22 protein-coding genes and 2 pseudogenes are annotated in these 23,723 nt (G+C 68.6%); 21 read left to right on the top strand and 3 right to left on the bottom strand.

What is annotated here, in order from left to right:
* Positions 1 to 55: 55 nt before the first annotated feature.
* The 9 genes from RT97_RS22810 to RT97_RS22770 all read left to right on the top strand — a co-directional run bounded on the left by RT97_RS22810 (position 56) and on the right by RT97_RS22770 (position 6,623).
* Positions 56 to 637 (top strand): DUF1439 domain-containing protein, encoded by a 582-nt coding sequence (locus tag RT97_RS22810; protein WP_042581109.1) that lies wholly within the window; start codon positions 56 to 58, stop codon positions 635 to 637.
* Positions 634 to 1,626, top strand: a complete 993-nt coding sequence (locus RT97_RS22805; protein ID WP_042581108.1) for a glycerophosphodiester phosphodiesterase — start codon at positions 634 to 636, stop codon at positions 1,624 to 1,626. Before RT97_RS22810 ends, RT97_RS22805 begins: the two co-directional genes overlap by 4 nt.
* Entirely contained in the window at positions 1,623 to 1,901 is a 279-nt protein-coding gene (locus RT97_RS22800; protein ID WP_042581107.1) for a hypothetical protein, read from the top strand. The genes RT97_RS22805 and RT97_RS22800 overlap by 4 nt, the downstream gene beginning before the upstream one ends.
* Positions 1,902 to 1,925: 24 nt before the next feature.
* Complete coding sequence (locus RT97_RS22795; protein WP_042581106.1) at positions 1,926 to 2,348, top strand: hypothetical protein; 423 nt, start codon at positions 1,926 to 1,928, stop codon at positions 2,346 to 2,348.
* Positions 2,349 to 2,425: 77 nt separating this feature from the next.
* Entirely contained in the window at positions 2,426 to 3,901 is a 1,476-nt protein-coding gene (locus RT97_RS22790) for a TolC family protein (protein ID WP_052810724.1), read from the top strand.
* Between the two features lies 1 nt (position 3,902).
* The gene (locus tag RT97_RS22785) at positions 3,903 to 5,276 is read left to right on the top strand and encodes a multicopper oxidase family protein (RefSeq protein WP_042581105.1); all 1,374 of its coding nucleotides are present in this window, start codon (positions 3,903 to 3,905) and stop codon (positions 5,274 to 5,276) included.
* Between the two features lie 33 nt (positions 5,277 to 5,309).
* Positions 5,310 to 5,825, top strand: a complete 516-nt coding sequence (locus RT97_RS22780; protein WP_042581104.1) for a cupredoxin domain-containing protein — start codon at positions 5,310 to 5,312, stop codon at positions 5,823 to 5,825.
* 27 nt (positions 5,826 to 5,852) lie between these two features.
* The gene (locus RT97_RS22775; RefSeq protein ID WP_042581132.1) at positions 5,853 to 6,314 is read left to right on the top strand and encodes a DUF411 domain-containing protein; all 462 of its coding nucleotides are present in this window, start codon (positions 5,853 to 5,855) and stop codon (positions 6,312 to 6,314) included.
* A 12-nt stretch (positions 6,315 to 6,326) separates the two neighbouring features.
* Positions 6,327 to 6,623 carry a copper-binding protein gene (locus RT97_RS22770; protein WP_042581103.1) on the top strand — a complete coding sequence of 99 codons (297 nt, stop codon included), beginning with the start codon at positions 6,327 to 6,329 and terminating at the stop codon, positions 6,621 to 6,623.
* On the opposite strand, the gene RT97_RS22765 is transcribed toward RT97_RS22770, so the two are convergent.
* The gene (locus RT97_RS22765; RefSeq protein WP_042581131.1) at positions 6,586 to 7,917 is read right to left on the bottom strand and encodes an NAD(P)/FAD-dependent oxidoreductase; all 1,332 of its coding nucleotides are present in this window, start codon (positions 7,915 to 7,917) and stop codon (positions 6,586 to 6,588) included. The genes RT97_RS22770 and RT97_RS22765 overlap by 38 nt on opposite strands.
* 48 nt (positions 7,918 to 7,965) lie before the next feature.
* On the opposite strand from RT97_RS22765, the gene RT97_RS22760 reads away from it, so the two are divergent.
* The 5 genes and pseudogenes from RT97_RS22760 (at position 7,966) to RT97_RS22740 (ending at position 13,113) form a co-directional block, all read left to right on the top strand.
* Positions 7,966 to 9,003 carry a P1 family peptidase gene (locus RT97_RS22760; RefSeq protein ID WP_042581102.1) on the top strand — a complete coding sequence of 346 codons (1,038 nt, stop codon included), beginning with the start codon at positions 7,966 to 7,968 and terminating at the stop codon, positions 9,001 to 9,003.
* 24 nt (positions 9,004 to 9,027) lie between these two features.
* Entirely contained in the window at positions 9,028 to 10,422 is a 1,395-nt protein-coding gene (locus RT97_RS22755; RefSeq protein WP_042581101.1) for a TAXI family TRAP transporter solute-binding subunit, read from the top strand.
* Positions 10,423 to 10,426: 4 nt separating this feature from the next.
* A pseudogene (pabB, locus tag RT97_RS22750) lies at positions 10,427 to 12,216 on the top strand (aminodeoxychorismate synthase component I).
* A 29-nt stretch (positions 12,217 to 12,245) separates the two neighbouring features.
* Positions 12,246 to 12,743: a MerR family transcriptional regulator gene (locus RT97_RS32625; protein ID WP_080898389.1), complete on the top strand. Its 498-nt coding sequence runs from the start codon at positions 12,246 to 12,248 to the stop codon at positions 12,741 to 12,743.
* The gene (locus RT97_RS22740) at positions 12,661 to 13,113 is read left to right on the top strand and encodes a carboxymuconolactone decarboxylase family protein (protein ID WP_042581099.1); all 453 of its coding nucleotides are present in this window, start codon (positions 12,661 to 12,663) and stop codon (positions 13,111 to 13,113) included. The genes RT97_RS32625 and RT97_RS22740 overlap by 83 nt, the downstream gene beginning before the upstream one ends.
* A gap of 105 nt (positions 13,114 to 13,218) precedes the next feature.
* Here the strand turns inward: RT97_RS22740 and ettA are convergent, their stop codons facing one another.
* A complete protein-coding gene (gene ettA, locus RT97_RS22735) occupies positions 13,219 to 14,880 on the bottom strand; it encodes an energy-dependent translational throttle protein EttA (protein WP_042581098.1) in 1,662 nt (553 codons plus the stop codon).
* A 289-nt stretch (positions 14,881 to 15,169) separates the two neighbouring features.
* Here ettA and RT97_RS22730 point away from each other — a divergent pair, with 289 nt between their 5' ends.
* Together RT97_RS22730 and RT97_RS22725 are read left to right on the top strand one after the other, a co-directional pair.
* Positions 15,170 to 16,990, top strand: a complete 1,821-nt coding sequence (locus RT97_RS22730; protein WP_042581097.1) for a DEAD/DEAH box helicase — start codon at positions 15,170 to 15,172, stop codon at positions 16,988 to 16,990.
* 111 nt (positions 16,991 to 17,101) lie between these two features.
* A complete protein-coding gene (locus RT97_RS22725) occupies positions 17,102 to 18,142 on the top strand; it encodes an endonuclease/exonuclease/phosphatase family protein (protein WP_042581096.1) in 1,041 nt (346 codons plus the stop codon).
* Positions 18,143 to 18,160: 18 nt separating this feature from the next.
* Here the strand turns inward: RT97_RS22725 and RT97_RS22720 are convergent, their stop codons facing one another.
* Complete coding sequence (locus RT97_RS22720; protein WP_042581095.1) at positions 18,161 to 18,904, bottom strand: FadR/GntR family transcriptional regulator; 744 nt, start codon at positions 18,902 to 18,904, stop codon at positions 18,161 to 18,163.
* Positions 18,905 to 19,053: 149 nt separating this feature from the next.
* Here RT97_RS22720 and RT97_RS22715 point away from each other — a divergent pair, with 149 nt between their 5' ends.
* From RT97_RS22715 to RT97_RS22695, 5 genes and pseudogenes are all read left to right on the top strand, one after another.
* Complete coding sequence (locus RT97_RS22715) at positions 19,054 to 20,790, top strand: IlvD/Edd family dehydratase (RefSeq protein WP_042581094.1); 1,737 nt, start codon at positions 19,054 to 19,056, stop codon at positions 20,788 to 20,790.
* Position 20,791: 1 nt separating this feature from the next.
* A complete protein-coding gene (locus RT97_RS22710) occupies positions 20,792 to 21,712 on the top strand; it encodes a 2-dehydro-3-deoxygalactonokinase (RefSeq protein ID WP_042581093.1) in 921 nt (306 codons plus the stop codon).
* On the top strand, positions 21,709 to 22,350 hold the full coding sequence (locus RT97_RS22705; protein ID WP_042581092.1) for a 2-dehydro-3-deoxy-6-phosphogalactonate aldolase: 642 nt from the start codon (positions 21,709 to 21,711) through the stop codon (positions 22,348 to 22,350). The genes RT97_RS22710 and RT97_RS22705 overlap by 4 nt, the downstream gene beginning before the upstream one ends.
* Positions 22,351 to 22,386: 36 nt before the next feature.
* Positions 22,387 to 23,136, top strand: a pseudogene (locus RT97_RS22700) (aldolase); the annotation flags it as partial.
* Between the two features lie 212 nt (positions 23,137 to 23,348).
* Positions 23,349 to 23,669 (top strand): hypothetical protein, encoded by a 321-nt coding sequence (locus tag RT97_RS22695; RefSeq protein ID WP_042581090.1) that lies wholly within the window; start codon positions 23,349 to 23,351, stop codon positions 23,667 to 23,669.
* Positions 23,670 to 23,723 lie beyond the last annotated feature (54 nt).

Genomic DNA, 23,723 nt, shown 5'->3' with positions numbered 1-23,723 from the left:
GCGCCACAGCGGCGCTGGCGGGAACGCATCGGCCTGTGGCAAGCTCGGCACCCCTATGAACCTCCGCCCTCCGTCCCTCACCTCCCGTCGCCGGATGCTGCAGGCCCTGCTCGGCACGGCCGCCCTGCAGGCCCCGTTCGCGGCGCTGGCCGGTTTCAACTTCTTCACCAGCGAATACACCGCGAGCCGCGACGAGCTGCAGACGATGATCGCCAAGCGCTTTCCGGTGGCCGAACGGTATGCCGAGATCTTCATGGTCGGGCTGCGCGATCCGCAACTGGGCCTGAATGCCGGCACCAACCGCGCGGCCCTCACCGCCACGCTGACCATTGCGAGCCCGCTGCTGGCGGCCTCGCCGGTGCAGGGGGTCGTGTCGATGAGCAGCGCGCTGCGCTACGACGCGGCCACGCGCACGCTGCGGCTCGACCAGCCCAGGTCCGAACGCCTCGAATTGCAGGGCGTGGAGGGCCGCGATGCCGAGCGGCTGCAGAAGGTCGGCGCGGTGGTCGCGCAGGAACTGCTGCAGGGCCAGGTGCTGCGCAGCTTTACCGCCGACGAGCTCACCGTGGGCCGCAAGACCTACGAGATCGGTGACATCACCGTGCAGGACAACGGCATCAAGGTGCAGCTCAAATGAAATACCCCCTGCTCGTCGCCGCGTTGCTCATCGCGGGCTGCGCCGCCATCGCTCCCACCGCCAAGCAGCACTTCGACCTGCAGGCCCACCGCGGCGGACGCGGCCTCGCGCCGGAGAACACGCTGGCCGCGTTCTCGAACGCCATGGACCTCGGCGTGAACACGCTGGAGCTGGACATCGGCCTCACCGCCGACAACGTGGTCGTGATCTCGCACGACACCGCGCTCAACCCCGACCACACCCGCGATGCCGGCGGTAACTGGCTCCCGGCGAAGAGCGGCGCGGCCGTGCGCTCGCTCACCTTGGCGCAATTGCAGACCTACGACGTGGGTCGCCTGAACCCCACGAGCAACTACGGCAAGCAGTTCGCGCTGCAGCAGCCGCGCGACGGGGAGCGCATTCCGACGCTCGCCGCCCTGTTCGCGCTGGTGCAGGCGCGCGGTGCGGCCGCGGCCACGGTGCACTTCAACATCGAAACCAAGATCGATCCGAACAAGCCCGACGAAACCGCCGCGCCCGAGCCCATGGTGCGCGCGCTGCTCGCCGAGATCGACAAGGCGAAGATGGCCGACCGCGTGACCATCCAGAGCTTCGACTGGCGCACGCTGACGCTCGTCGGCCAGCTCGCGCCGCAGCTGCCGCGCGCCTACCTCAGCACGCCGCGCACGCTGAAGGACAGCCGCTGGACCGCCGGGCTCGATGCCTCCGGCTTTGCCTCGGTGCCGCAACTGGTGAAGGCCGCGGCGGGCCAGGGCGCCGGCCCGGTGATCTGGTCGCCGGCCTACGCCGACCTCACGCCGGCCGTCATCAAGGAAGCGCAGAAGCTCGGCATGAAGGTGCTGCCCTGGACCGTGAACCAGCGCGCCGACATGCTGCGGCTGATGGACTGGGGCGCGGACGGCATCATCACCGACTACCCCGACGTCCTGCGCGACCTGATGCGCGAGCGCGGCCTGTCCACGCCTCCCTCCGCAAAGGCATCGTCGTGAGCACCGCCGCACGGCAGCTGGACACCGTCGCCGCACGCATCGAGGCGCTGCGCGGCGGCGGCGGATCGGTCACGACGCTGTCGAGCGAAGCCCGCGCCAGCACCGAGTTGCTGGGCGCCCTGCCGCCGCGCTACGGCGAGGTCTTGCTCAGCCTGCTCGACCGGCTCGAATCGAGCGCGCTCTTCAGCGAAGAGAGCTGCTCCTTCAGCCAGAAGGACCTGCTCGACAACCTGCAGGTGTGGGTCGACAAGGCCCGCGGCCAGCTGGTGTCTTAGGGCACCGGTTTATCATCCCGCCCCATGCGCACCCTGCTGCTCGCCCTCATGATCGCCCTGCTGCCCATCCGCGGCTGGCTGGGCGATGCGATGGCGGTGGAGATGGTGCGGCACGCGCTGCCGGCCTCTTCGATGGCCGCACAGGAGGCCTCGCCGGCCTCCCCCGCTCTTGCAGCGGCAGACGCGCATTGCCATGAAGCCATGGAAGCAGCCGACAGCGGCATGGAAACCATGGCGCACCATGACCAAGGCAGCAGCAGCGACCATGGCACCGACCACCAGGGCTGCGGCACCTGCACCGTCTGCCAGGCCTGCCATACCGTGGCCCTTGGTGGCACACCCCTCGTCGACATCGTGCACGGCGCGCCTCAAGCGCCACCGGCGGCCCATGCGGCCCGCTTCGCGAGCGCAGAGCCCGTGCTGGGCCTGAAGCCGCCCATTTCCTGATCTCCCTGCCCGTAGTCCGTCCGCAGTGAGCCTTTTCCGGCTCTCGGCGTTGGTCGTATTGCTCATGGAGATCGAGCGTGAACCCCATTGTTCGCCGGCAGCCTGCCGGCCCCCCTCGCTATCGAAGGCGTAGCGCGCAGTTCAAGCGCGCCGCTGCACTCGCCAGCGCCCTGGTACTGGCCGGGTGTGCCAGCCTTTCGCCCGACGGCGGCGCTGCCGACGTGCAGGCGCTGGTCGCGGGCAACCCGCTGATGGCGGGCAGCGCCGCGCAACGCGTGCCCGACGAAGCCTCGCAAAAAAGCATCGATGCATGGCTTGCGAAGCCGCTCGATGCCGAGGCGGCCGTACGCATCGCGCTCGTCAACAGCCCGCGCGTGCAGGACGCCTTTGCCACGCTGCAACTGAGCGACGCCGACCGCGTGCAGGCCGCGAGCCTGCCGAACCCGGTGCTCTCGTTCAGCCGCCTCGCGCAAGGCCGCGGGCGCGAGTTCGAGCGGATGCTGAGCTTCAACGTGATCGGGCTCGTCACGCTGCCGTGGCAGGCCCGCTGGGCCGGCCAGCGGCACGAGGCGGCGAAGCTGCAGGCCGCGCAGGGCGTTCTGATGCTGGCCGCCGACACGCGCCGCGCGTGGGTGCGCGCGGTGTCGGCGCAGCAAAGCGTGGCGTACCTGCGCGATGCGAAGGACGCTGCGGAGGCCGGCGCCGAGCTTGCGCACCGCATGGCACAAGCCGGCAACTGGAGCGCATTGCAGCGCACGCGCGAGCAGCTGCTGCTGGCCGATGCCGCGGCGCAGCTCGCGCGCGCCGAGCAGACGGCTGTCGCCACGCGCGAACAACTCACCCGCCTGCTCGGCCTCGGCGGCGAGCGCGCCGGCTACACGCTGCCCGATCGACTGCCGCCCCTGCCGAAGTCCGCGCCCGACCTCGGCGACGTGCAGGCGCTGGCGCTGCGCGACCGGCTCGACGTGCGTTCGGCGCAGGCGCGGAACGCAGCGGTGGCCGACTCGCTCGGCCTCACGCGCGCCACCCGTGTCATCAACGCCATGGAGATCGGCGCGGTGCGCAACACCACCTTCGAGAACGACGCCGACCGCTCGCGTTCGACGCAGCGCGGCTTCGAGCTCGACCTGCCGCTGCCGCTGTTCGATTGGGGCCAGGCCCGCACGGGCCGCGCCGAAGCGCAGTACATGCAGTCAGCCGCGCGCGTGCGCGACGTGGGCGTACTGGCCGCGAGCGAGGCGCGCGAAGCCTGGCGGGGCTGGAACACGGCCTACGCATTGGCGCGCCGCTACCGCGACGAGGTGCTGCCGCTGCGCAAGAAGGTCAACGAGGAAATGGTGCTGCGCTACAACGGCATGCTCGCGAGCGTGTGGGAGCTGCTCGCCGAGACCCGCGCGAGCATGCTCGTCGTTAATGCCGGCATCGAGGCGCAGCGCGACTTCTGGCTGGCCGACACCGACCTGCAGCTCGTGCTCACGGGCAGCTCGCCCGGCGGCATGACGGCGCTGCAGACTGCTGCAGCCGGCGATGCACCCGCAGCGGGAGGGCACTGACATGAACCGCCGCAACTTCTTCGCAGGCGCTGCCACCGCCGTCGCCGCGACCACGGTCAGCCGCGTCTCGATGGCCGCGCTGCCCGAGCCGGTGACGCAGGGCTCGACCGCCACCGCGCCGCCGCTTGCGCCGCCGAACGGACGCCCCTACAACCCCGTCGTCACGCTCAACGGCTGGACGCTTCCCTGGCGCATGAACGCCGGCGTCAAGGAATTCCACCTCGTCGCCGAACCCGTCGTGCGCGAGATGGCGCCCGGCTTCAAGGTCAACATGTGGGGCTACAACGGCCAGTCGCCGGGCCCGACCATCGAGGCGGTCGAGGGCGACCGCGTGCGCATCTACGTGACCAACAAGCTGCCCGAGCACACGACCGTGCACTGGCACGGCCAGCGGCTGCCCAACGGCATGGACGGCGTGGGCGGCATCACGCAGCCGCACATTCCGCCGGGCAAGACCTTCGTCTACGAGTTCACCGCGCGCCGCCCCGGCACCTTCATGTACCACCCGCACGCCGACGAGATGGTGCAGATGGCGATGGGAATGATGGGCTTCTGGGTCACGCACCCGAAGGAAAGCCATCCGCTCATCGAGCCGGTGCAGCGCGACTTCTGCTTCCTGCTCGGCAGCTTCGACGTGGAGCCCGGCAGCGCGACGCCCAAGGTCAACACGATGACGGACTTCAACATCTGGAGCTTCAACAGCCGCGTGTTCCCGGGCATCGACACGCTCAATGTGCGCAAGGGAGACCGCGTGCGCATCCGCGTGGGCAACCTCACGATGACCAACCACCCCATCCACATCCACGGCCACGAGTTCGAGGTGACCGGCACCGATGGCGGCCCCGTGCCGCGCACCGCGCGCTGGCCCGAGGTGTCGGTGGACGTGGCGGTGGGCCAGATGCGGCAGATGGAATTCATCGCCGACGAGGAAGGCGACTGGTCGCTGCACTGCCACAAGGCGCACCACACCATGGGCCCCATGGGCCACGAGGTGCCGACCATGATCGGCGTGGACCACAAGGGCGTGGCCGAGAAGATAAAGAAGCTCGTGCCCGACTACATGGTGATGGGCGACAAGGGCATGGCCGACATGGGCGGGATGGAGATGCCCCTTCCCGACAACACGATGCCGATGATGACCGGCGCCGGGCCCTTCGGCTCGGCCGAGATGGGTGGCATGTTCACGCTGCTGAAGGTGCGGCGCGACCAGAAGCCGGGCGACTACAAGGACCCGGGCTGGTTCAAACACCCGGCCGGCACGGTGGCGCGCGAAGTGCCCGGCGCCGCCGTGCCACCGGCCGCGCGCAATGCGCCCCCGCCGATCAGCAACACCGACGCCACCGTGCGCAAGCCTTCGGGCGCGCACAACCACTGACCTCATTCACTTCAGTTTTTTGGAGCTCATCTCATGAAAAAGACCTTCAAGTGCATCGCCCTCTGCGTCGCGCTCGCGGCCGCCGCGACCGCATCGCAGGCCCATGAAAAGCACGCGCCGAAACCTAGGGGCGCGGCCACGCTCGCGCCCGAGCAGAAGCCCTGGGGCATCGAGGGCAAGGCAGGTGCCGTGCGCCGCACGATCGACATCGCGATGGCCGACGACATGACCTTCACGCCGTCGGTGATCGAAGTGCGCGAGGGCGATACCGTTCGCCTCCGCCTAAAGAACAAGGGCAAGGAACTGCACGAGCTCGTGCTCGGCACCGAGGCGGAAATCGCGAATCACGCGGCCATGATGAAGAAGTACCCGGACATGGAACACGACGATCCGTGGATGGTGCATGTACCCGCGGGCAAGACCGGCGAGATGGTCTGGACCTTCAACCGCGCCGGCGACTTCGACTTCGCGTGCCTCGTGAAAGACCACTTCGAACTCGGCATGGCCGGCCGCGTCCGCGTGCTGGCCGCTTCACCCCGGAAGTCCTGAATGAACGAACGAACCAAGGAGCTCACCATGCAAAGACGAACCCTCTTGAAGCGCGCCGCCCCGCTGCTGGCGCTCGCTTCCACCTTGCCGCTGACTGCCTTCGCTGCGGCGCCGATGGTCGAGATCTGGAAAGACCCGAACTGCGGCTGCTGCCAGGACTGGGTCAAGCACCTGAACAGGAACGGCTTCGCCACGAAGGTGCACGACGAAGGCAACACCGCCGCGCGGACCCGCCTGGGCGTGCCGGCCAAGCTGGGCTCGTGCCACACCGGCCAGATCGGCGGCTACGCCATCGAGGGCCATGTGCCCGCACGTGAAGTGCAGCGCCTCCTGAAGGAAAAGCCCAAGGCTGTCGGCCTCGCGGTGCCGGGCATGCCGGTCGGCTCGCCGGGCATGGACGGCCCGGCCTATGGCGACCAGCGCGATCCGTACGACGTGCTGCTCGTGCTGGCCGATGGCAGCACGCGCGTCTATCAAAGCTATCGCTGAAGGAACATGACCATGAAGAAACTTCTCACAGCCCTCTCTGCCGCCCTCCTCGCCGCTGCCGCCTTCGCGCAGGCCGCGCTGCCCGCCGTCGAGGGCGAGGTGCGCAAGATCGACACCGATGCGAAGAAGATCACCCTGCGGCACGGCGACATCCCGAACCTGGAGATGACCGGCATGACGATGGTCTTTCGCGTGAAGGACCCCGAACTGCTCGGCAAGGTGAAGCCCGGCGACAAGGTGCGCTTCACGGCGGACAAGGTCGATGGGGCGCTCACGGTGCTGTCGATCGAGCCGGAGCCCGCCAGCTGAAACGCCCCGCGTCGAACGGCGCCAGCGGCGTCTCCGGTTCGATGCCCGCGAGCAGTTGCGCCGCGAGCCGCCCGGTACGCGCCGAGCCGCACAGGCCCACGTGCCCATGGCCGAATGCAAGCACGACGTCCGCGCTCGCGGCCGATGGCCCGATGCACGGCAACCCGTCGGGCATGCTGGGGCGGCGACCGAGCCACTGCTTGAAGGCCTTGGCGCCGCCCGTGTCTGCAAGCGCGGGAAACATCGATTGCAGATGCCGATGCAGGATCTCCGCGCGGCGCCAGTCGGGCGCTGCGTCGAGTCCGCCGATCTCGACCTGGCCGGCTGCGCGCAAGCCGCCGTCCATCCAGTGCGCGATGAGCTTGCCGTCGGCCACCATCACCGGCGTGCGCGGACCGACGGCCGCACCTTCGATCACCACGTGGTAGCCGCGCTCGGTGTCCAGCGGCACCGGCGAACCCGCGGCCGCGGCCAGCGGGCCTGAGTAGGCGCCGGCGCAGATGGCGGCGGCATCGCAGGCGATCTCTCCGTCGCCGGTGCGCACCGCGCGCAACCGGCCACCTTCGATGCGAAAACCCGTGGCACGCCCGACGAGCCGCTCGGCCCCGGCCGCCACCGCGTGCTGCGCCAGCGCGGCCACGTAGGCGCCCGGGTTGCGGCAATGGCCGGCCTCGGGCACGAAGATGCCGAGCGTGTAGCGCGCATCGAGGTCGGGTTCGCGGAGGCGCAGCTCGTCGGCCGGCCACGCTTCCCATCGGACGCCCACGCGCTCGCGCACGCGCCAGCCCAGCGCGTCGTCTTCGAACTCGGCGCGCGAGCGGTAGGCGTGCAGCAGCCCGCGCTGTTCGATGAGCTGCGGCACGCCAGCCTCGGCCGCGAGCCGCGCATGCAGTGCGGGCGCATCCACGAGCAAGGTGCGCAGCGCGTCGGCGGTGCGTTGCACGCGCGCCTCGGTCCAGCCCGAAGCCAGGTAGCGCACGAGCCAAGGCAACGCGCGCGGCAGATGGCGCCAGCGCACCGCGAGCGGCCCCAGCGGATCGGCCAGCCAGCCCGGCACCTTGCGCCAGGCCCCGGGAAGCGCGGGAGGCACCACCGAGTGCGACGAGAGCCAGCCGGCGTTGCCGTAGCTGGTCGCCTGCGGGCCGCCGGGTTCTTCGGGCTCCAGGAGCGTCACGCGCAGGCCCGCGCGCAATGCCTCGATGGCCGTGGCGCAGCCGACCGCGCCCGCGCCGATGACCACCACGTGGCGCCTTGCATCGCCCTCGGGAGAGAAACTACTTCTTGCAACTGTCATGGCGCCCATCGTAGAGGCCATGGAGACACGGTCCCATAATCGGCCGCCATGCCAGCCCCGTCTTCTTTCTCTTCCCCCTCCTCCCATCCAGCCGGCGCCATCACCGACGTCGCCGGTATCGAAGTAGGCCATTTCTCCGACACCCGCCGCCCCACCGGCTGCACCGTCGTCATGGCGCGCGAAGGCGCCGTGGCCGGTGTCGACGTGCGCGGCGCCGCGCCCGGCACGCGCGAGACCGACCTGCTCTCGCCCGGCAACCTGGTGCAGCAGGTGCATGCGGTCATGCTCGCGGGCGGCAGCGCCTGGGGCCTCGCGGCGGCAGAGGGCGCGATGCGCTGGCTCGAGGAGCGCAACATCGGCATGGACGTGCGCTTCGGCACCCTGCCCATCGTGCCCGCCGCGGTGCTGTTCGACCTGCCGATGGGAGATGCGCGCTTTCGCCCCGATGCGGCATCCGGCTACGCGGCCTGCGATGCGGCATCGAGCGCGGCGCCGGCCGAAGGCAACGTGGGCGCCGGCAGCGGCGCGCTGGTGGGCAAGCTCTTCGGCGTGCATCGCGCGATGAAGGGCGGCATCGGCACCGCATCGGTCACCGTCGGCGGCGTGACCGTCGGCGCGCTGATCGCGGTCAATTCGCTGGGCGACGTGATCGACCACAACACCGCGCAGCCCGTGGCCGGTGCGCGCACCGAAGACGGCACCGCATTGCTCGACACGCGCCGCGCCCTGCTGCGCGGCGACCTGCCCAAGCCCCTGCTCGCGGGCACCAACACCACGCTGGGCGTGGTGGCGACCGACGCGGTGCTGACCAAGGTGCAGGCCAATCGCCTCGCGAACGTGGCGCACGACGGCCTTGCGCGCGCCATCAACCCGGTGCACACGATGAGCGACGGCGACACGCTGTTCGCGCTGGCCACCGGCCGCGTGCCGCTCGAAGGCGATGCCCCCGGCATGACGGTGCTGGGCACCATGGCGGCGGAGGCCGTGGCCATCGCCACGCTGCGCGCGGTGCATGCGGCGCGGTCGGTGACGGTGGGCGAGCTGCACATCCCGTGCGCGACGGACTTCGCCGCAGCGCGCCCCTGACGCACACCCAAAGAAAGGACCACCATGGCGTTCCCCAGAACCCTGAAGCTGATCCTGCTGTCGATCCGCGACCTGATCGCCTCGGCCGGGCCCATCATCTTTCTCTTGATCGGCCTGCTGATCGCCGCCTACTGGTACCTGCAGCCGCAGCCGCCCAAGCATGTGACGCTGGCCACCGGCCCCACGGGCAGCGCCTATGCGCAGTTCGGCAAGCGCTATGCGGAGGCGCTCAAGGCCAACGGCATCACGGTCGAACTCAAGCCCACCTCGGGCTCCTCCGAAAACCTGGAACTGCTGCGCAAGGGCGGTGCCGACGTGGGCTTCGTGCGCGGCGGCAGCGCCGACCCGGTGGCCGACGAGGAGGCCGGGCTCAATTCGCTCGGCAGCCTGTTCTATGAGCCGATCTGGCTGTTCTACCGCGCCGACAGCGCGCTGAAGGTCGACAAGAAGACCGGCACGCTCACCTCGCTCACGCAACTGCGCGGCCTGCGCGTGAACGTCGACATGCCCGGCAGCGGGCTGCCCGAGATCATGGAGCGGCTCTTCAAGGCCAACCGGCTCGGGCCCGACGACGTGCTGCTGTCCAACCTCGAACAGGCCGCCGCGGCCGAGGCGCTGCAGGCGGGGCTGCTCGATGCGATCGTGCTGTCTTCCGCGCCGCAGTCGCCGCAGGTGCAGCGGCTGCTACGCGCGGGCGACATCAAGCTGATGGACTTCGGCCAGGCCGATGCCTACTCGCGGCGCTTTCCGTTCCTCTCGGCGGTGACGCTGCCGCGCGGCGTGGTCGACCTCTCGAAAGACCTGCCGCCCTCGGACGTGGCGCTGCTCGCGGCCACCACCTCGCTGCTCTCGCGCGAGGAAACCCACCCGGCCCTGCGCCAGCTGTTCGCGCAATCGGCGCAAACGGTGCACAGCGGCGCGGGCTGGTTCAACCGGGCGCGCGATTTTCCGAATACGCGCACCAGCGAACTGCCGGTGAGCCCGGAAGGTGACCGCGCGATCAACGGCACGCCGCCCTTCTGGCAGCGCTACCTGCCCTTCTGGGCCAGCAACCTGGTCGAGCGCATGTGGCTGGTGCTCGGCGGCCTGCTGGTGCTGATGCTGCCGCTGAGCCGCGTGATCCCGCCGCTCTACCAGTTCCGCGTGCGGCGGCGCGTGTTCCGCTGGTATGCGCGGCTGCGCGACATCGAGGGCAAGGTCGATGCCAGGACGGGCGATCGCGACACGCTGCTCAAGGAGCTCGACGACCTCGATCGCGTCGTCAACAAGGTGGCCGTGCCGCTGTCGTATGCGGACGAGCTCTATGCGCTGCGCAACAACATCTACGCAGTGAGAAAGCGCGTGCTGGCCGGAACCACGAAGGTCGACGCGGCATCGACGCCGGCGCCCGTGGCGCCGAAGCCAGCGGAATCGGCCTGACGATTTGGTCTTGCAGACGCTGATCGATTTCGCCGATCCGCGCGGCGATGGGGCGACGCGGCTGCGCGTGGCTTTCGGCGTGCCTTCGCGCGTGCTCGTTGCGCGCACGCCTGAAGAAGTGAAGCCGGTGCTGGCGGCCGTCGAGGCGCTGTCGCGCGAGGGGCGCTGGTGCGCAGGCTATCTGCGCTACGAGGCGGCAGCGGCGTTCGATCCGGCGTTCGCGGTGCACGCGGGCGAAGGGCCGCTGGCGTGGTTCGGTGTGCATGACACCCCCTTGCCATGGCCCGTTGAAGAGGCCGGCCATGCGCCCGCCGTCGATTGGCAGGCCGGCCTTTCGCGCGCCGGCTTCGACCGCAACATGAAGGCCATTCATCGCGCCATCGCGAATGGCGAGCTGTACCAGCTCAACTACACCGCGCCGCTGCGGGCCGAGTACCGCGGCGATGCACGCGACTGGTTCATCGCCTTGCAAGAAGCGCAGCCCAAAGGCTACGCCGCCTTCATCGACACCGGCGACGAGCAGGTGCTGTCAGTGTCGCCCGAGCTCTTCTTCGACTGGCAAGGCGAACGGATCCTCGCGCGCCCCATGAAAGGCACCGCCCCGCGCGGCGCGACCGCCGCCGAAGACGAGGCGATGGCGCTGCGACTTCGCACCCTGCCCAAGGAGCGAGCCGAGAACGTGATGATCGTGGACCTGATCCGCAACGACCTCTCGCGCATCGCGCAGCCCTTCTCGGTGCGCGTGCCGCGGCTCTTTCACACCGAGGCGCTGCCCACCGTGTGGCAGATGACCTCCGACGTCGAGGCGAAAGTGCGCGACGGCGTTTCGCTGGTGGATGTGTTCTCGGCATTGTTCCCATGCGGCTCGATCACGGGCGCACCCAAGGTCGGCGCGATGCGCATGATCCGCGACCTGGAGCCCGAGGCGCGCGGCGTGTACTGCGGCGCCGTCGGCGTGGTGCGGCCCGGCGGACATGCGACCTTCAACGTGCCGATCCGCACCGTGACGCTGCGCGGCACCCGGGCGCGCTGCGGCATCGGCAGCGGCATCACGGCCGATGCGCAGGCCGATGCGGAGTGGGACGAGTGGCGGCACAAGCGGGCCTTTCTGGGGCAGGGTCGTACGCATGTATCGTCCGCCCCATGACGCCTTTCGAACTGCTCGAAACCCTTGCGCTGGCCGACGGTGCGCTGCGCGATGCGCCTTTGCACCTCGCGCGCATGCGGAAGGCGGCTGCGCACTTCGGCTTTCCGTGGAACGAAGCGACCGTGGCCGCGTGCCTTGATCGGCTGATCGACTCGCATCCAGGGGGTGCATGGCGCATTCGCCTCTTGCTCGATGCGCAGGGACAGCCCCGCGCGGAAGCCTTTGCGATGGACGCCCCGCCATCACGCGTCCAACTGCAATTGGCCTCCTGCGCATTCGACGAGGCCGACAGCGAGTTCTCCCGCTTCAAGACCACGCGCCGCGCGCACTACGAGGCCTTCGCGCCCACCGCGCCGGGCGTGTTCGACACCTTGCTGTGGAACCACCGCGGCGAGATCACCGAATGCACGCGCGGCAACATCGGCGTGCTGCTGGACGGCCGCTGGGTCACGCCGCCGTTGCGCTGCGGGCTCCTCGATGGCATCGGCCGCGCCGGGCGCCTTCATGACGGCCAGCTTGCCGAAGCCGTGGTGCAGGTGGACGATCTGCCCTTCGTGCAGGCGTTCGCCTTCGTCAACAGCCTGCGTGGCTGGCTCGACGCCGATCTTCTGCCTTCGCAAAATAGTTCGGCAAAGCGCTTGACTTAGAGCGCGCTCTAATTTCGAGAATCGACGCCATGGAAACCAGTCTGACCATTGCGGAAGTCGCAGAGCGAACCGGCCTCACGGCCTACACCCTGCGCTACTACAAACGCATCTGGCTGATTGCCGCTGTGCCGCGTGCACCGGGCGGTCAGCGGCGCTATGCGAGCGCCGACATGGACTTGCTGGATTTCCTGTTGCGCCTGCGCGAGACCGGCATGTCCATCCAGGGCATGCAGGCCTTCGTCAGGCTTCGAAACCGGGGGGACGCCAGCGTCGGCGAACGGCGCGAGATGCTCGAGGAGCACCTTGCCGAAGTTCAGGCCCGGGTGGCGGCGCTGCAGCAATCCATGCAGGCGCTGTCGCTCAAGATCGACCACTACCGAGCGGCCGAGAAGACGAAGAAGCGTCCTCCTTCATCGGGCAGCGCCCCAGAAGGAAAGACGAGCAATGACGAACACACAGAACCAGGGCCACGACGACAACCTGCGCTACACGCGTGGCCTGGCCAGGCTCCACGAGATCGACGGTGAAGGCGGCGTCAAGGTGGTCGAAAGCCTGGCCGACATCGCGCCGGACTTCGGCCGCCTGGTGATCGAGTTTCCGTTCGGTGACATCTACTCGCGCCCCGGCCTCGACCTGCGCGCCCGCGAAATCGCAACGGTCGCCGCGCTCACGGCCATGGGCAATGCCGCGCCGCAGTTGAAGGTGCACATCCAGGCGGCGCTGAACGTCTGCGTGACGCGCTCCGAGGTGGTCGAGGTCGTCATGCAGATGGCGGTGTACGCGGGCTTCCCGGCGGCACTGAACGGCCTCTTCGCCGCACGCGAGGTGTTTGCGGCCGACGATGAAAAAAGCGCGCAGCCCCTTGCGGAACCGCGCGCTCTTGCCGAAGCGATCTAAGGCATCTTCCAGAAACACCGAGGAACCGGCTTTGCCGGGCCTCCGGTGTTGCCCCGGTAGGGGGTTGGCGTTGCGACACGAAGTGCGCGCAGCCTGGGGGCGAGCCTATTTGAGCGCCTTGTAGCGCATGCGCTTGGGCTTGGCGCCTTCTTCGCCGAGGCGCTTCTTCTTGTCGGCTTCGTACTCCTGGTAGTTGCCGTCGAAGAAGGTCCACTGGCTGTCGCCTTCGGCCGCGAGGATGTGCGTGGCGATGCGGTCGAGGAACCAGCGGTCATGGCTGATCACCATGACGGTACCGGCGAACTCGAGCAGCGCGTCTTCGAGCGCACGCAGGGTTTCGACGTCCAGGTCGTTCGAGGGTTCGTCCAGCAGCAGCACGTTGCCGCCCGCGATCAGCGTCTTGGCCAGGTGCAGACGGCCGCGTTCACCGCCCGACAGCGTGCCGACCTTCTTCTGCTGGTCCGCGCCGTTGAAGTTGAAGCGGCCCGCGTACGCACGGCTGGCCATCTGGAACTTGCCGACGTTGATGATGTCCAGGCCGTTCGAGATGTCTTCCCACACGGTCTTGTTGTTGGCGAGTTCGTCGCGGTGCTGGTCGACGAAGGCCATCTTGACGGTCGAGCCGATGACGACCTCGCCGGTGTCGGGCTGTTCCTTGCCCGCGAGCAGCTTGAAGAGCGTCGACTTGCCGGCGCCGTTCGGGCCGATGATGCCGACGATCGCGCCCGGCGGCACGGTGAAGCTCAGGTTGTCGATCAGCATGCGGTCGCCGAAGGACTTGCTCACGCCGTGGAACTCGAACACCTGCTGGCCCAGCCGCTCCGCCACGGGAATGAAGATTTCCTGCGTTTCGTTGCGCTTCTGGTATTCCATGTCGCTCAGCTCTTCGAAGCGGGCCAGGCGCGACTTGCTCTTGGCCTGGCGTGCCTTCGGGTTCTGGCGCGACCATTCCAGTTCCTTCTTCAGCGCCTTGGCATGGGCTTCTTCGCTCTTCTGCTCCTGCGCCAGGCGCTCGCCCTTCTGCTCGAGCCAGGTGCTGTAGTTGCCCTTCCATGGAATGCCGCGACCGCGGTCCATTTCGAGGATCCACTCGGCCGCGTTGTCCAGGAAGTAGCGATCGTGGGTGATGGCCACGACGGTGCCCGTGAAGCGCTGCAGGAACACTTCGAGCCACTCCACCGATTCGGCGTCCAGGTGGTTGGTCGGCTCGTCGAGCAGCAGCATGTCGGGCTTGGACAGCAGGAGGCGGCACAGCGCCACGCGCCGCTTCTCGCCGCCTGACAAGAGGCCGATCTTGGCGTCCCACGGCGGCAGGCGCAGCGCATCGGCAGCGATTTCCAGTTGGTGCTCGGAATCGGTGCCGGCGGTGGCGATGATGGCTTCGAGCTGGGCCTGCTCGGCGGCCAGCGCGTCGAAGTCGGCGTCTTCGGCACCGTAGGCGATGTACACCTCTTCGAGGCGCGCCTTGGCCGCGAACACCGCGCCCATGGACTCCTCGACCGATTCGCGCACCGTGTGCTCGGTATTGAGCTTGGGTTCCTGCTCCAGGTAGCCGATCGTCATGCCCGGCATGGGCAGCGCCTCGCCCTCGAATTCCTTGTCCACACCCGCCATGATCTTGAGCAGCGTGGACTTGCCCGAGCCGTTCAGGCCGAGCACGCCGATCTTGGCGCCGGGGAAGAAGGAGAGCGAAATGTCTTTCAAGAGCTGCCGCTTGGGCGGCACCGTCTTGCTGACGCGGTTCATCGAATAGACGTATTGAGCCATCTGTTGATACTTACCTTGGGTAGCGGAAATTGGGGAAAAGCGCGGGCGCCAGAACAACGCATCCGGGCGCGGCAAACCACCGATTATCGACTCATGCGACAATAGCGACCGTTGCCGGGTCCAGTTGCCCGCAACACCGGCTCTCTGCCGGGGACGAAGAAGACCCTTCTCACAACGGGTTTTCAGGCTCCCACCCCTGACCTTCATCTGCCTTGACTGGCTCGGCGTCAACACTAAGACGCCAAGCGGGCCGATGCCACTGCGCCGTGTATGGCGCTTATTGTTTCCAATGAATTTTGATGAACTGAAGCTGGCTCCCGCCATCTTGAAGGCTGTGCACGAGCACGGTTACGACACCCCCACCCCCATCCAGGCGCAAGCCATCCCCGCCGTTCTCGAGGGCCACGACCTGCTCGGCGGCGCCCAGACCGGCACCGGCAAGACGGCCGCCTTCACGCTGCCCATGCTGCACAAGCTCACCATGAGCCGCAGCGCCACCAACAAGTTCGGCGGCGTCGGCATCCGCGCCCTCGTGCTGACCCCCACCCGCGAACTCGCGGCCCAGGTCGAAGAATCCGTCCGTACCTACGGCAAGTACCTGCAGCTCGACTCCACCGTGATCTTCGGCGGCGTCGGCATGAACCCGCAGATCAGCAAGCTCAAGAAGGGCGTCGACATCCTCGTGGCCACCCCCGGCCGCCTGCTCGACCTGCAGCAGCAAGGCATGCTCGACCTGAGCCAGGTCCAGATGCTGATCCTCGACGAAGCCGACCGCATGCTGGACATGGGCTTCATCCACGACGTGAAGAAGATACTGGCGCTCGTGCCCAAGGAAAAGCAGAGCCTGCTGTTCTCGGCCACCTTCAGCGACGAAATCCGCGACCTGGCCGCCACGCTGCTCAAGAACCCGCAGAGCATCCAGGTCACGCCGCGCAACACCACCGTGCAGCGCATCACCCAGGTGATCCACCCCGTGGGCCGCGGCAAGAAGAAGGCGCTGCTCGCGCACATCATCAACGAGAACAAGTGGAGCCAGGTGCTCGTGTTCACGCGCACCAAGTTCGGCGCCAACAGCGTGGCCGAGTTCCTCACCAAGAACGGCATCGAGGCGATGGCGCTGCACGGCAACAAGAGCCAGAGCGCCCGCACGCAGGCGCTGGCCGGCTTCAAGAGCGGCGACATCCGCGCGCTGGTGGCCACCGACATCGCGGCCCGCGGCATCGACATCGACGAGCTGCCGCACGTCGTGAACTACGAGATCCCGAACGTCAGCGAAGACTACGTCCACCGCATCGGCCGCACCGGCCGAGCCGGTTCGAGCGGCGAGGCCGTGAGCTTCGTGTGCCTGGACGAGGAAGGCTTCATGCAGGAAATCGAACGCTTCACCAAGCAGACGATTCCCGTGCAGCTGGTCGAAGGCTTCGGCCCTGAAGACGGCGAACGCGCCGAGCCGATCGCCATGGGTCGCCAGACGATCTGGGGCGGCGCCGGCCGCCCGCCGAGCCGCGACGTGATGCAGGCAGCCGCCAAGGCCGCTCGCACCGAGATGCTGTCGCGCATCCGCGAGAACAAGGCTGGTCAAGGCGGCGGTGAACGCGCTGGCGGCGGTGGTGGTGGCGGCGGTCAACGCCGTGGCGGCCAGGGCGGTGGTGGCGGCGGCGGTCAAGGCCGCAACGCCAACGGCGGCGGCCAGGGTCACCAGGGCCAGGGCCCGCGCGGCCAGGGTGCACGCCCGGCGCAAGGCCGCGGCCCGCAAGGTCCGGCGCGCGCGCCGCACCATGCGCCCCAGCACCAACAACAGAATCACTTGCCGCACGACGAGCGCCAGCCGCGCCATCACGGCAACAGCCACAGCCCGACGCAGGCCAACCAGGTCGCGCACCTGCGCGCCGAAGCGGTTGCCGGTGGCGACGGCCAGCCGGATCCGTTGCGCACGAGCGTCGACCACATGGGTGGCGGTCGCGGTCGCGGCCGCCCGGGTGGCGGTGGTGGCGGCTACGGCGGCAACCGGTCGGGCGGCGGTGGCCGTTCGGGTGGTGGCGGTGGTTACGGCGGTGGCGGTGGCAATCGCTCCGGCGGTGGCGGCGGTGGCCGTTCGTTCGGGCGCTGACAGCGCCTGCGGACAGGGCAACCTGTCCGTTCCCCATGAAAGGGCACTTCGGTGCCCTTTTCTTTTGGGCGGCTTTTTCCTGTTTTGCGGGCAGGACACAATCGTGCCGCCATGCAATACATCCCCCCAAACTACGCCACCCTCTTCGTAGCCACCTGCAACCTGCTCAACCTCGCGAACCCCGACCGCCTCTATTACGAGAACCAGGACGCGTACAACGAGCGCGAGTACGAGCGAAAGATCGACTGGATCGGCGAGCGTTTCCATGCGCTCAATGCCGACGTGCTCGCGGTGCAGGAGGTGTGGGACGAAGCGGCGCTGAAGGCGGCCATTGCGCGCAGCGGCCTGCGCTACGACTTCGTTTCCGTGCCGGGCGCCGAGAACACGCCGCCGCCCGGAAGCCCGCCGGGCACGCCGGCCAGGCCGGGTGCGCAAGGCACGCCGCGCGTGGGCATCGCCACGCGGCTGCAGGTGGACAACGTCCAGTCCTTCGTCGACTTTCCGCCCGGTTTCGGCGTGGACGTGCCGGGCCTCGGCCCCCACACGCGCTTCGAGCGCCCGCCCCTCCTGGCCACGCTGCGCATGAAGCACGGCCAGCAGGTGCACGTGCTCACGGTGCACCTGAAGTCCAAGCGCCCCAAGTTCCTGCAGGACGCGCAAGGCAACCACCTGGAGGACCGCGACGACCGCAAGGTCGGCGTGATGGCGTCGCTCCGTTCGCTCCTGATGCGCGGCGCCGAAGCTGCGGCCCTGCGCTGCATCGTCATCGACCTGCTGCAGGGCACGAACGTGCCGCTGGTGGTGATGGGCGACTTCAACGACAACCCGCACAGCGTGACCACGCAGCTCGTGGCCGCCACGTCCGAAGTGGCCTACGACAAGGCCGCGCGCGACGTGGCGCTGTTCAACGCCTACGAGATGCAGGGCGAGTCGGCGCTGAAGAAGGACGTGGCCTATTCGCACATCCACCAGGGCTTTCCGGACGTGCTCGACCAGATTCTGGTGAGCGAGGAATTCATCGCGAACAGCCGCCACAGCCTGGGCGACGTGCGGCGCGTGGACTACTTCAACGACCACCTGCACGAAGGGCGCGACCGCTCGCGCTCGGACCACGGCTTCGTGCGCGCGCTGCTGCGGCTGCGCACGGACTGAACCCCATGGGCCGACTGCTCAGCCGGCCCTGAGCTTCGGAGGCGGCCTGCTGAGCTTCGGCAGGCGGCGGCGCGAGGCGAGCACGTCCTCGATGTCCTGGCGCGCGCCGTCGATCAGGCGGATGACCGCGCGCTCGGCCTTGTCGGGGTTGCGCGCGATCACCGCGTCGAGCACGGCGCGGTGCAGCGGCAGCGAGCGCGCGGGGCCGTCGGGTTTGGCGGCCGAGATCTCGAAGCTGGTGCGCAGCAGCGCGTTGAGCGCCTTGCTCATCTGCGCGAGCATGCGGTTGCGCGCGGCGGCCAGCAGGCCGTTGTGGAAGCGCAGGTCGAAGGTGATGTAGTCGCCGCCGTGTTCGACCGCCTCCTTCATGCCGGCGAAGGCGCGCTCGATCTCCTCGATGTCGTTCGCTTCGGCCCGCTCGGCGGCCAGCCGCACGGCCGCGGGCTCGACCACGCGCCGCAGGTCCCGCAGGTCGCGCAGGAACCCGGGCGTGAGACCGGCGCGCGACTGCCAGGTGATCACGTCGGGATCGAACCAGTTCCACCGGTCCTGCGGCAGCACGCGCGTGCCGACCTTGGGGCCCGTCGTGACCAGGCCCTTGGCCGCCAGCGACTTGATGGCCTCGCGCACCACGGTGCGGCTCACACCGAGTTCCTCGCCGAGGAGCGGCTCGGGCGGTATCGACGCCCCGACCGCGTAACGACCGGCAACGATGGCTTCACCGAGCAGTTCGAGCGTGCGGCCGTGGATGTTCTTGATCATGCGTGCGATGCGAAATTTGCTATCCCTGCGGCCGAAAACATCAAGGCTCCGGCTCGCTCACCAGCCCTATCATATGATGATTGAAACGCCATCCGGCAGGGCAGACCCTCGAGGTTCGCGCCGAAGCCGGCAATCGAGAGAGACAACCGATGAGCACTCCCCCCCGAAAAAAAGCCAGCGAACTGCGCAGCCAGCAATGGTTCGGCCGCCACGACCGCGACGGCTTCATCTACCGCAGCTGGATGAAAGGCAAGGGCGTGCCGCACGACCAGTTCGATGGCCGCCCGGTCATCGGCATCTGCAACACCTTCAGCGAACTCACGCCCTGCAACTCGCACTTCCGCACGCTCGCCGAGCAGGTGAAGATCGGCGTGTACGAAGCGGGCGGCTTCCCGCTCGAGTTCCCGGTGATGTCGCTGGGCGAGACGCTCCTGCGCCCCACCGCCATGCTGTACCGCAACCTCGCGAGCATGGACGTGGAAGAAAGCATTCGCGGCAACCCGCTCGATGGCGTGGTGCTGCTCATGGGCTGCGACAAGACCACGCCCGCGCTGATGATGGGCGCGGCCAGCGTGGACCTGCCGACCATCGGCGTCTCCGGCGGCCCCATGCTCTCGGGCAAGTGGCGCGGGCAGGAGCTGGGCTCGGGCACCGGCGTGTGGCAGATGAGCGAGCAGGTGCGCGCCGGCACGCTGAAGCTGCAGGATTTCTTCGAGGCCGAGAGCTGCATGCACCGAAGCCACGGCCACTGCATGACGATGGGCACCGCAAGCACCATGGCCTGCATGGTCGAGGCGCTGGGCATCGGGCTGCCGGGCAACGCGGCCTACCCTGCCGTCGACGGGCGCCGCAACGTGCTCGCGCGGCAGGCCGGCCGGCGCATCGTGGACATGGTGCATGAAGACATGAACATGTCGAAGATCCTCACGCGCGAGGCCATCGAGAACGCGATCAAGGTCAACGCGGCCGTGGGCGGCTCGACCAATCTCGTGATCCACCTCCTGGCCATTGCGGGCCGCATCGGCGTGGAGCTCGCGCTCGACGATTTCGACCGCCTCGCCTCGGAGCTGCCCTGCCTGGTGAACCTTCAGCCGTCGGGCCAGTTCCTGATGGAAGACTTCTGCTACGCGGGCGGCCTGCCGGTGGTCATCAAGGAAATCGCCCGGCACCTGCACAAGGACATCCTCACCGTCACTGGCCAGAGCCTCTGGGACAACGTGAAGGACGCCGAGAACTACGGCCCGGAGGTCATCCGACCGCTGGCCGAGCCCTTCAAGGACAAGGCCGGCATCTGCGTGCTGCGCGGCAACCTCGCGACCAACGGCGCGATCATCAAGCCCAGCGCGGCCACGCCCGAGCTGCTGGTGCACAAGGGTCGCGCGGTGGTCTTCGAAAGCGCCGACGACCTGCACCAACGCATCGACGACGAAGACCTCGACATCGACGAGCACTGCATCATGGTGCTCAAGAACTGCGGCCCCAAGGGCTACCCCGGCATGGCCGAGGCCGGCAACATGCCGCTGCCGCCGAAGGTTCTGCGAAAGGGCATCACCGACATGGTCCGCATCAGCGATGCGCGCATGAGCGGCACGGCCTACGGCACGGTGGTGCTGCACACGGCACCCGAGGCGGCCGCGGGCGGACCGCTCGCGCTGGTGCAGGACGGCGACATCGTCGAGCTCGATGTGCCGAACCGCAAGCTGCACCTGCATGTGAGCGACGAAGAACTGGCCAGGCGCCGCGCGCAATGGGTCGCGCCGAAGGCGCCGCTCGACTCGGGCTACTGGAAGCTCTACGTCGACACGGTGCTGCAGGCCGACCAGGGCGCGGACCTGGCTTTCCTGCGCGGACGGCGGGGGGCATTCGTCCCGCGCGACAATCACTGAGATGACAAGACTGGTAGCAATCGACTGGGGCACGAGTTCCCTCCGCGGCGCACTGCTGGATGCAGACGGCAAGGTGCTCGAAGAGCGCAGCGACGCGCGCGGCATCCTCAAGGTGCCCGAAGGCGGCTTCCCCGCCGTCTTCGAGGCGCTCTTCGGCGACTGGATGCGCCTCGAAGGCGCGCACTGCCTCATCTCCGGCATGGCGGGCAGCAAGCAGGGCTGGGTCGAGGCGCCGTACTGCGCCTGCCCGGCGGGACGCGTCGAGGTGGGCCGCAAGATCATTCACATCGACGCCGTTCCCGGTGCGCGCATCGCCATCGTGCCGGGCCTGCACGACGAGCACGACGGCGTGCCCGACGTGATGCGCGGCGAGGAAGTGCAGATCTTCGGGGCCATGGCGCTCACCGGCGCGAGCGACGGTCTCTTCGTGCTGCCCGGCACGCACAACAAGTGGGCCACGGTGCGCAAGGGCCGCGTCGCCGGGTTCCGCACCTGCATGACGGGCGAGTTCTATGCGCTACTGAGCCAGCATTCGATCCTCGCGCGCACGCTCGACGCCGCCGCGCCACTCGACGAAGCGGCATTCCTCCAGGGCGTGACCCAATCCGAGAACGGCCACGGCCTGCTGCACAACGCCTTCGGCGCGCGCACCCTCTCGCTGTTCGATCGGATGCCGAAAGAGGAGCTGTCGAGCTACCTCTCGGGCTTGCTCATCGGCGAAGAACTGCGCACCCAATCGCTGCAGGCGGCCGGCGAGGTGGTGCTGATCGGCTCGCCCGTGCTCACCGAGCGCTACACCCTGGCCCTGCGCGCCGCCGGCGTTGCCACGCGCACGCTCGGCGCCGAAGCCACCTGGGCTGGACTGCATGCGCTGTCCGGCTTTCTTGCAGCAGACAGAGACAGCAACCGAATCCAACCATGACCACGCCCCTCGAAAAATTCAGCGCCGCGATGCGCGACCTCCCGCTCGTGGCCATCCTGCGCGGGCTCTCCCCCGCCGAGGCCGCGGATGTCGGCGATGCCATCGTGGAACCCGGCTTCCGGCTGCTCGAAGTGCCGCTCAATTCGCCGCAGCCGCTTGAGAGCATCGCGCTCATGCGCAAGCGCTTTCCGCAAGCGCTGGTTGGTGCGGGCACGGTGCTCGAGGCGCAGCAGGTGCGCGACGTGCATGCGGCCGGCGGCGAGCTGATCGTGTCGCCCAACTTCAACGCCGCGGTCATCGCCGAAGCGGTGAAGCTCGGCATGGTGTGCCTGCCGGGCGTGATGACGCCGACCGAGGCCTTCGGCGCGCTCGCGGCCGGCGCCACGGGGCTCAAGCTCTTTCCTGCTGAACTGGCCTCGCCCGCGGTGGTGAAGGCGCTGCTCGCGGTGCTGCCTTCGGGCACGCCGGTGATGCCGGTGGGCGGCATCAGCCCTACGAACATGACCGAATGGCGCGCGGCCGGAGCGGCCGGCTTCGGCATCGGCTCGGCGCTGTACAAGCCCGGCAAGCAGGCATCGGCCGTGCGCGACGACGCCAGGCAGTTCATCGCGGCCTGGACCGGCACCATTCGCGCGTGATCCACGCAGCGACGAAGCCACGTTGAAAAGAAAAAGGAGCCCCACCCGATGTCCGCAGATTCCGACTACGCCAGCCCCGCCGTCCGCAAGCTCCGCGAAGACCTCGCGCTGGCCTTGCGCGCCGCAGCCCACCACGGATTGTCGGAAGGCGTGTGCAACCACTTCAGCGTGATGCTGCCGGGCGCGCAAGACCGCTACCTCATCAACCCGCGCGGCCTGCACTGGAGCGAGATCGGCCCCGACGACATCGTGCTGATCGACGTGCACGGCGAGGTGCTCGCCGGCCGCCACCGCGTGGAGCCCACCGCGCTCTTCATCCACGGCGCGGTGCACCGGCTTACCGGGCACGCGGTCGTGCTGCACTGCCACATGCCCTATGCCACCGCGCTCACGCTCACGGTCGATCGCGCGCTCGACCCGACCGCGAGCCAGAACGCGATGCGCTACATGAACCGCATCGCGATCGACGCGGTCTACAACGGCCTCGCGCTCGACGATGCCGAGGGCGAGCGCATCGCCCGCGCGATGGCCGGCAAGGACGTCGCCTTTCTCGCGAACCATGGCGTGATCGTGGCGGGCGCCACCATCGCGCATGCTTACGACGATTTGTATTACCTCGAACGCGCGAGCCTGCACCAGGTGATCGCGCAATCGACCGGGCGGCCGCTCGCGCCGGTCGATGCGAAGCTGGCTGCGCACGTGGCAGCGCAGATCCAGGGCGAGCGCGAGCAATCGGACCTCTTCTTCGAGGCGCTGCGCCGCCTGCTGCCTGCCCCGCGCGCCTGAACGCACAGCGGCACGGCCTCCAGGCCTACAACGAACGGCACAGCCGCGGCGGTGCCCGGCGCATGGCCCAGCCCTTAGGATCAGGGCATGCCCATTTGACGTCACACCTCTACGGGCTGCTTACAGCTCTTCATCCGATTTCGCCTCAGCCTTACACAAGGTTCACACAAGGCGGCGACGATGAGGCTTCCAACCACTCCACTGGAGTTGCCATGAAAAAGCTCACTTTCGCATTCGCCGCAGCCGCCCTGATGTCGCTGGCTGCAATCAGCGCACCGGCCCAAGCCCAGTCCGGTGGCCGCTTCATCCAGGCCCAGGTGTACGTGGTGCCCGCACCGCCGCCCCCGCGCCGCTACTACGCGCCGCCGCCTCCGCCGCGCCACTACCACCCGGGCTACTACCGCGATGGCCGTCACTACGACCATGGCCGCCGCTGGGACGACCGCCGCCACTACGGCGGCCGCCGGGACAACGACCGTGACGGCGTGCCCAACCGCTACGACCGCCGCCCGAACAACCCCTACCGCTATTGATCGACCAGAACGAAAAAACCCGGGCCGCGTGCCCGGGTTTTTTCTTGGGGATGC

This window comes from Variovorax paradoxus, from assembly GCF_000834655.1.
GTDB lineage: Bacteria > Pseudomonadota > Gammaproteobacteria > Burkholderiales > Burkholderiaceae_C > Variovorax > Variovorax paradoxus_F.
Note: the sequence above shows the minus strand (reverse complement) of the source record. Positions and strands in the feature narration are given on the sequence as shown.

Excerpts from the sequence above, each read along its gene's own strand:
- RT97_RS22810 (WP_042581109.1), top strand. The coding sequence starts at position 56 with ATGAACCTCCGCCCTCCGTCCCTCACCTCCCGTCGCCGGATGCTGCAG.
- RT97_RS22805 (WP_042581108.1), top strand. The coding sequence starts at position 634 with ATGAAATACCCCCTGCTCGTCGCCGCGTTGCTCATCGCGGGCTGCGCC.
- RT97_RS22795 (WP_042581106.1), top strand. The coding sequence starts at position 1,926 with ATGCGCACCCTGCTGCTCGCCCTCATGATCGCCCTGCTGCCCATCCGC.
- RT97_RS22785 (WP_042581105.1), top strand. The coding sequence starts at position 3,903 with ATGAACCGCCGCAACTTCTTCGCAGGCGCTGCCACCGCCGTCGCCGCG.
- RT97_RS22780 (WP_042581104.1), top strand. The coding sequence starts at position 5,310 with ATGAAAAAGACCTTCAAGTGCATCGCCCTCTGCGTCGCGCTCGCGGCC.
- RT97_RS22775 (WP_042581132.1), top strand. The coding sequence starts at position 5,853 with ATGCAAAGACGAACCCTCTTGAAGCGCGCCGCCCCGCTGCTGGCGCTC.
- RT97_RS22770 (WP_042581103.1), top strand. The coding sequence starts at position 6,327 with ATGAAGAAACTTCTCACAGCCCTCTCTGCCGCCCTCCTCGCCGCTGCC.
- RT97_RS22765 (WP_042581131.1), bottom strand. The coding sequence starts at position 7,917 with ATGACAGTTGCAAGAAGTAGTTTCTCTCCCGAGGGCGATGCAAGGCGC.
- RT97_RS22760 (WP_042581102.1), top strand. The coding sequence starts at position 7,966 with ATGCCAGCCCCGTCTTCTTTCTCTTCCCCCTCCTCCCATCCAGCCGGC.
- RT97_RS22755 (WP_042581101.1), top strand. The coding sequence starts at position 9,028 with ATGGCGTTCCCCAGAACCCTGAAGCTGATCCTGCTGTCGATCCGCGAC.
- RT97_RS32625 (WP_080898389.1), top strand. The coding sequence starts at position 12,246 with ATGGAAACCAGTCTGACCATTGCGGAAGTCGCAGAGCGAACCGGCCTC.
- RT97_RS22740 (WP_042581099.1), top strand. The coding sequence starts at position 12,661 with ATGACGAACACACAGAACCAGGGCCACGACGACAACCTGCGCTACACG.
- ettA (WP_042581098.1), bottom strand. The coding sequence starts at position 14,880 with ATGGCTCAATACGTCTATTCGATGAACCGCGTCAGCAAGACGGTGCCG.
- RT97_RS22730 (WP_042581097.1), top strand. The coding sequence starts at position 15,170 with ATGAATTTTGATGAACTGAAGCTGGCTCCCGCCATCTTGAAGGCTGTG.
- RT97_RS22725 (WP_042581096.1), top strand. The coding sequence starts at position 17,102 with ATGCAATACATCCCCCCAAACTACGCCACCCTCTTCGTAGCCACCTGC.
- RT97_RS22720 (WP_042581095.1), bottom strand. The coding sequence starts at position 18,904 with ATGATCAAGAACATCCACGGCCGCACGCTCGAACTGCTCGGTGAAGCC.
- RT97_RS22715 (WP_042581094.1), top strand. The coding sequence starts at position 19,054 with ATGAGCACTCCCCCCCGAAAAAAAGCCAGCGAACTGCGCAGCCAGCAA.
- RT97_RS22710 (WP_042581093.1), top strand. The coding sequence starts at position 20,792 with ATGACAAGACTGGTAGCAATCGACTGGGGCACGAGTTCCCTCCGCGGC.
- RT97_RS22705 (WP_042581092.1), top strand. The coding sequence starts at position 21,709 with ATGACCACGCCCCTCGAAAAATTCAGCGCCGCGATGCGCGACCTCCCG.
- RT97_RS22695 (WP_042581090.1), top strand. The coding sequence starts at position 23,349 with ATGAAAAAGCTCACTTTCGCATTCGCCGCAGCCGCCCTGATGTCGCTG.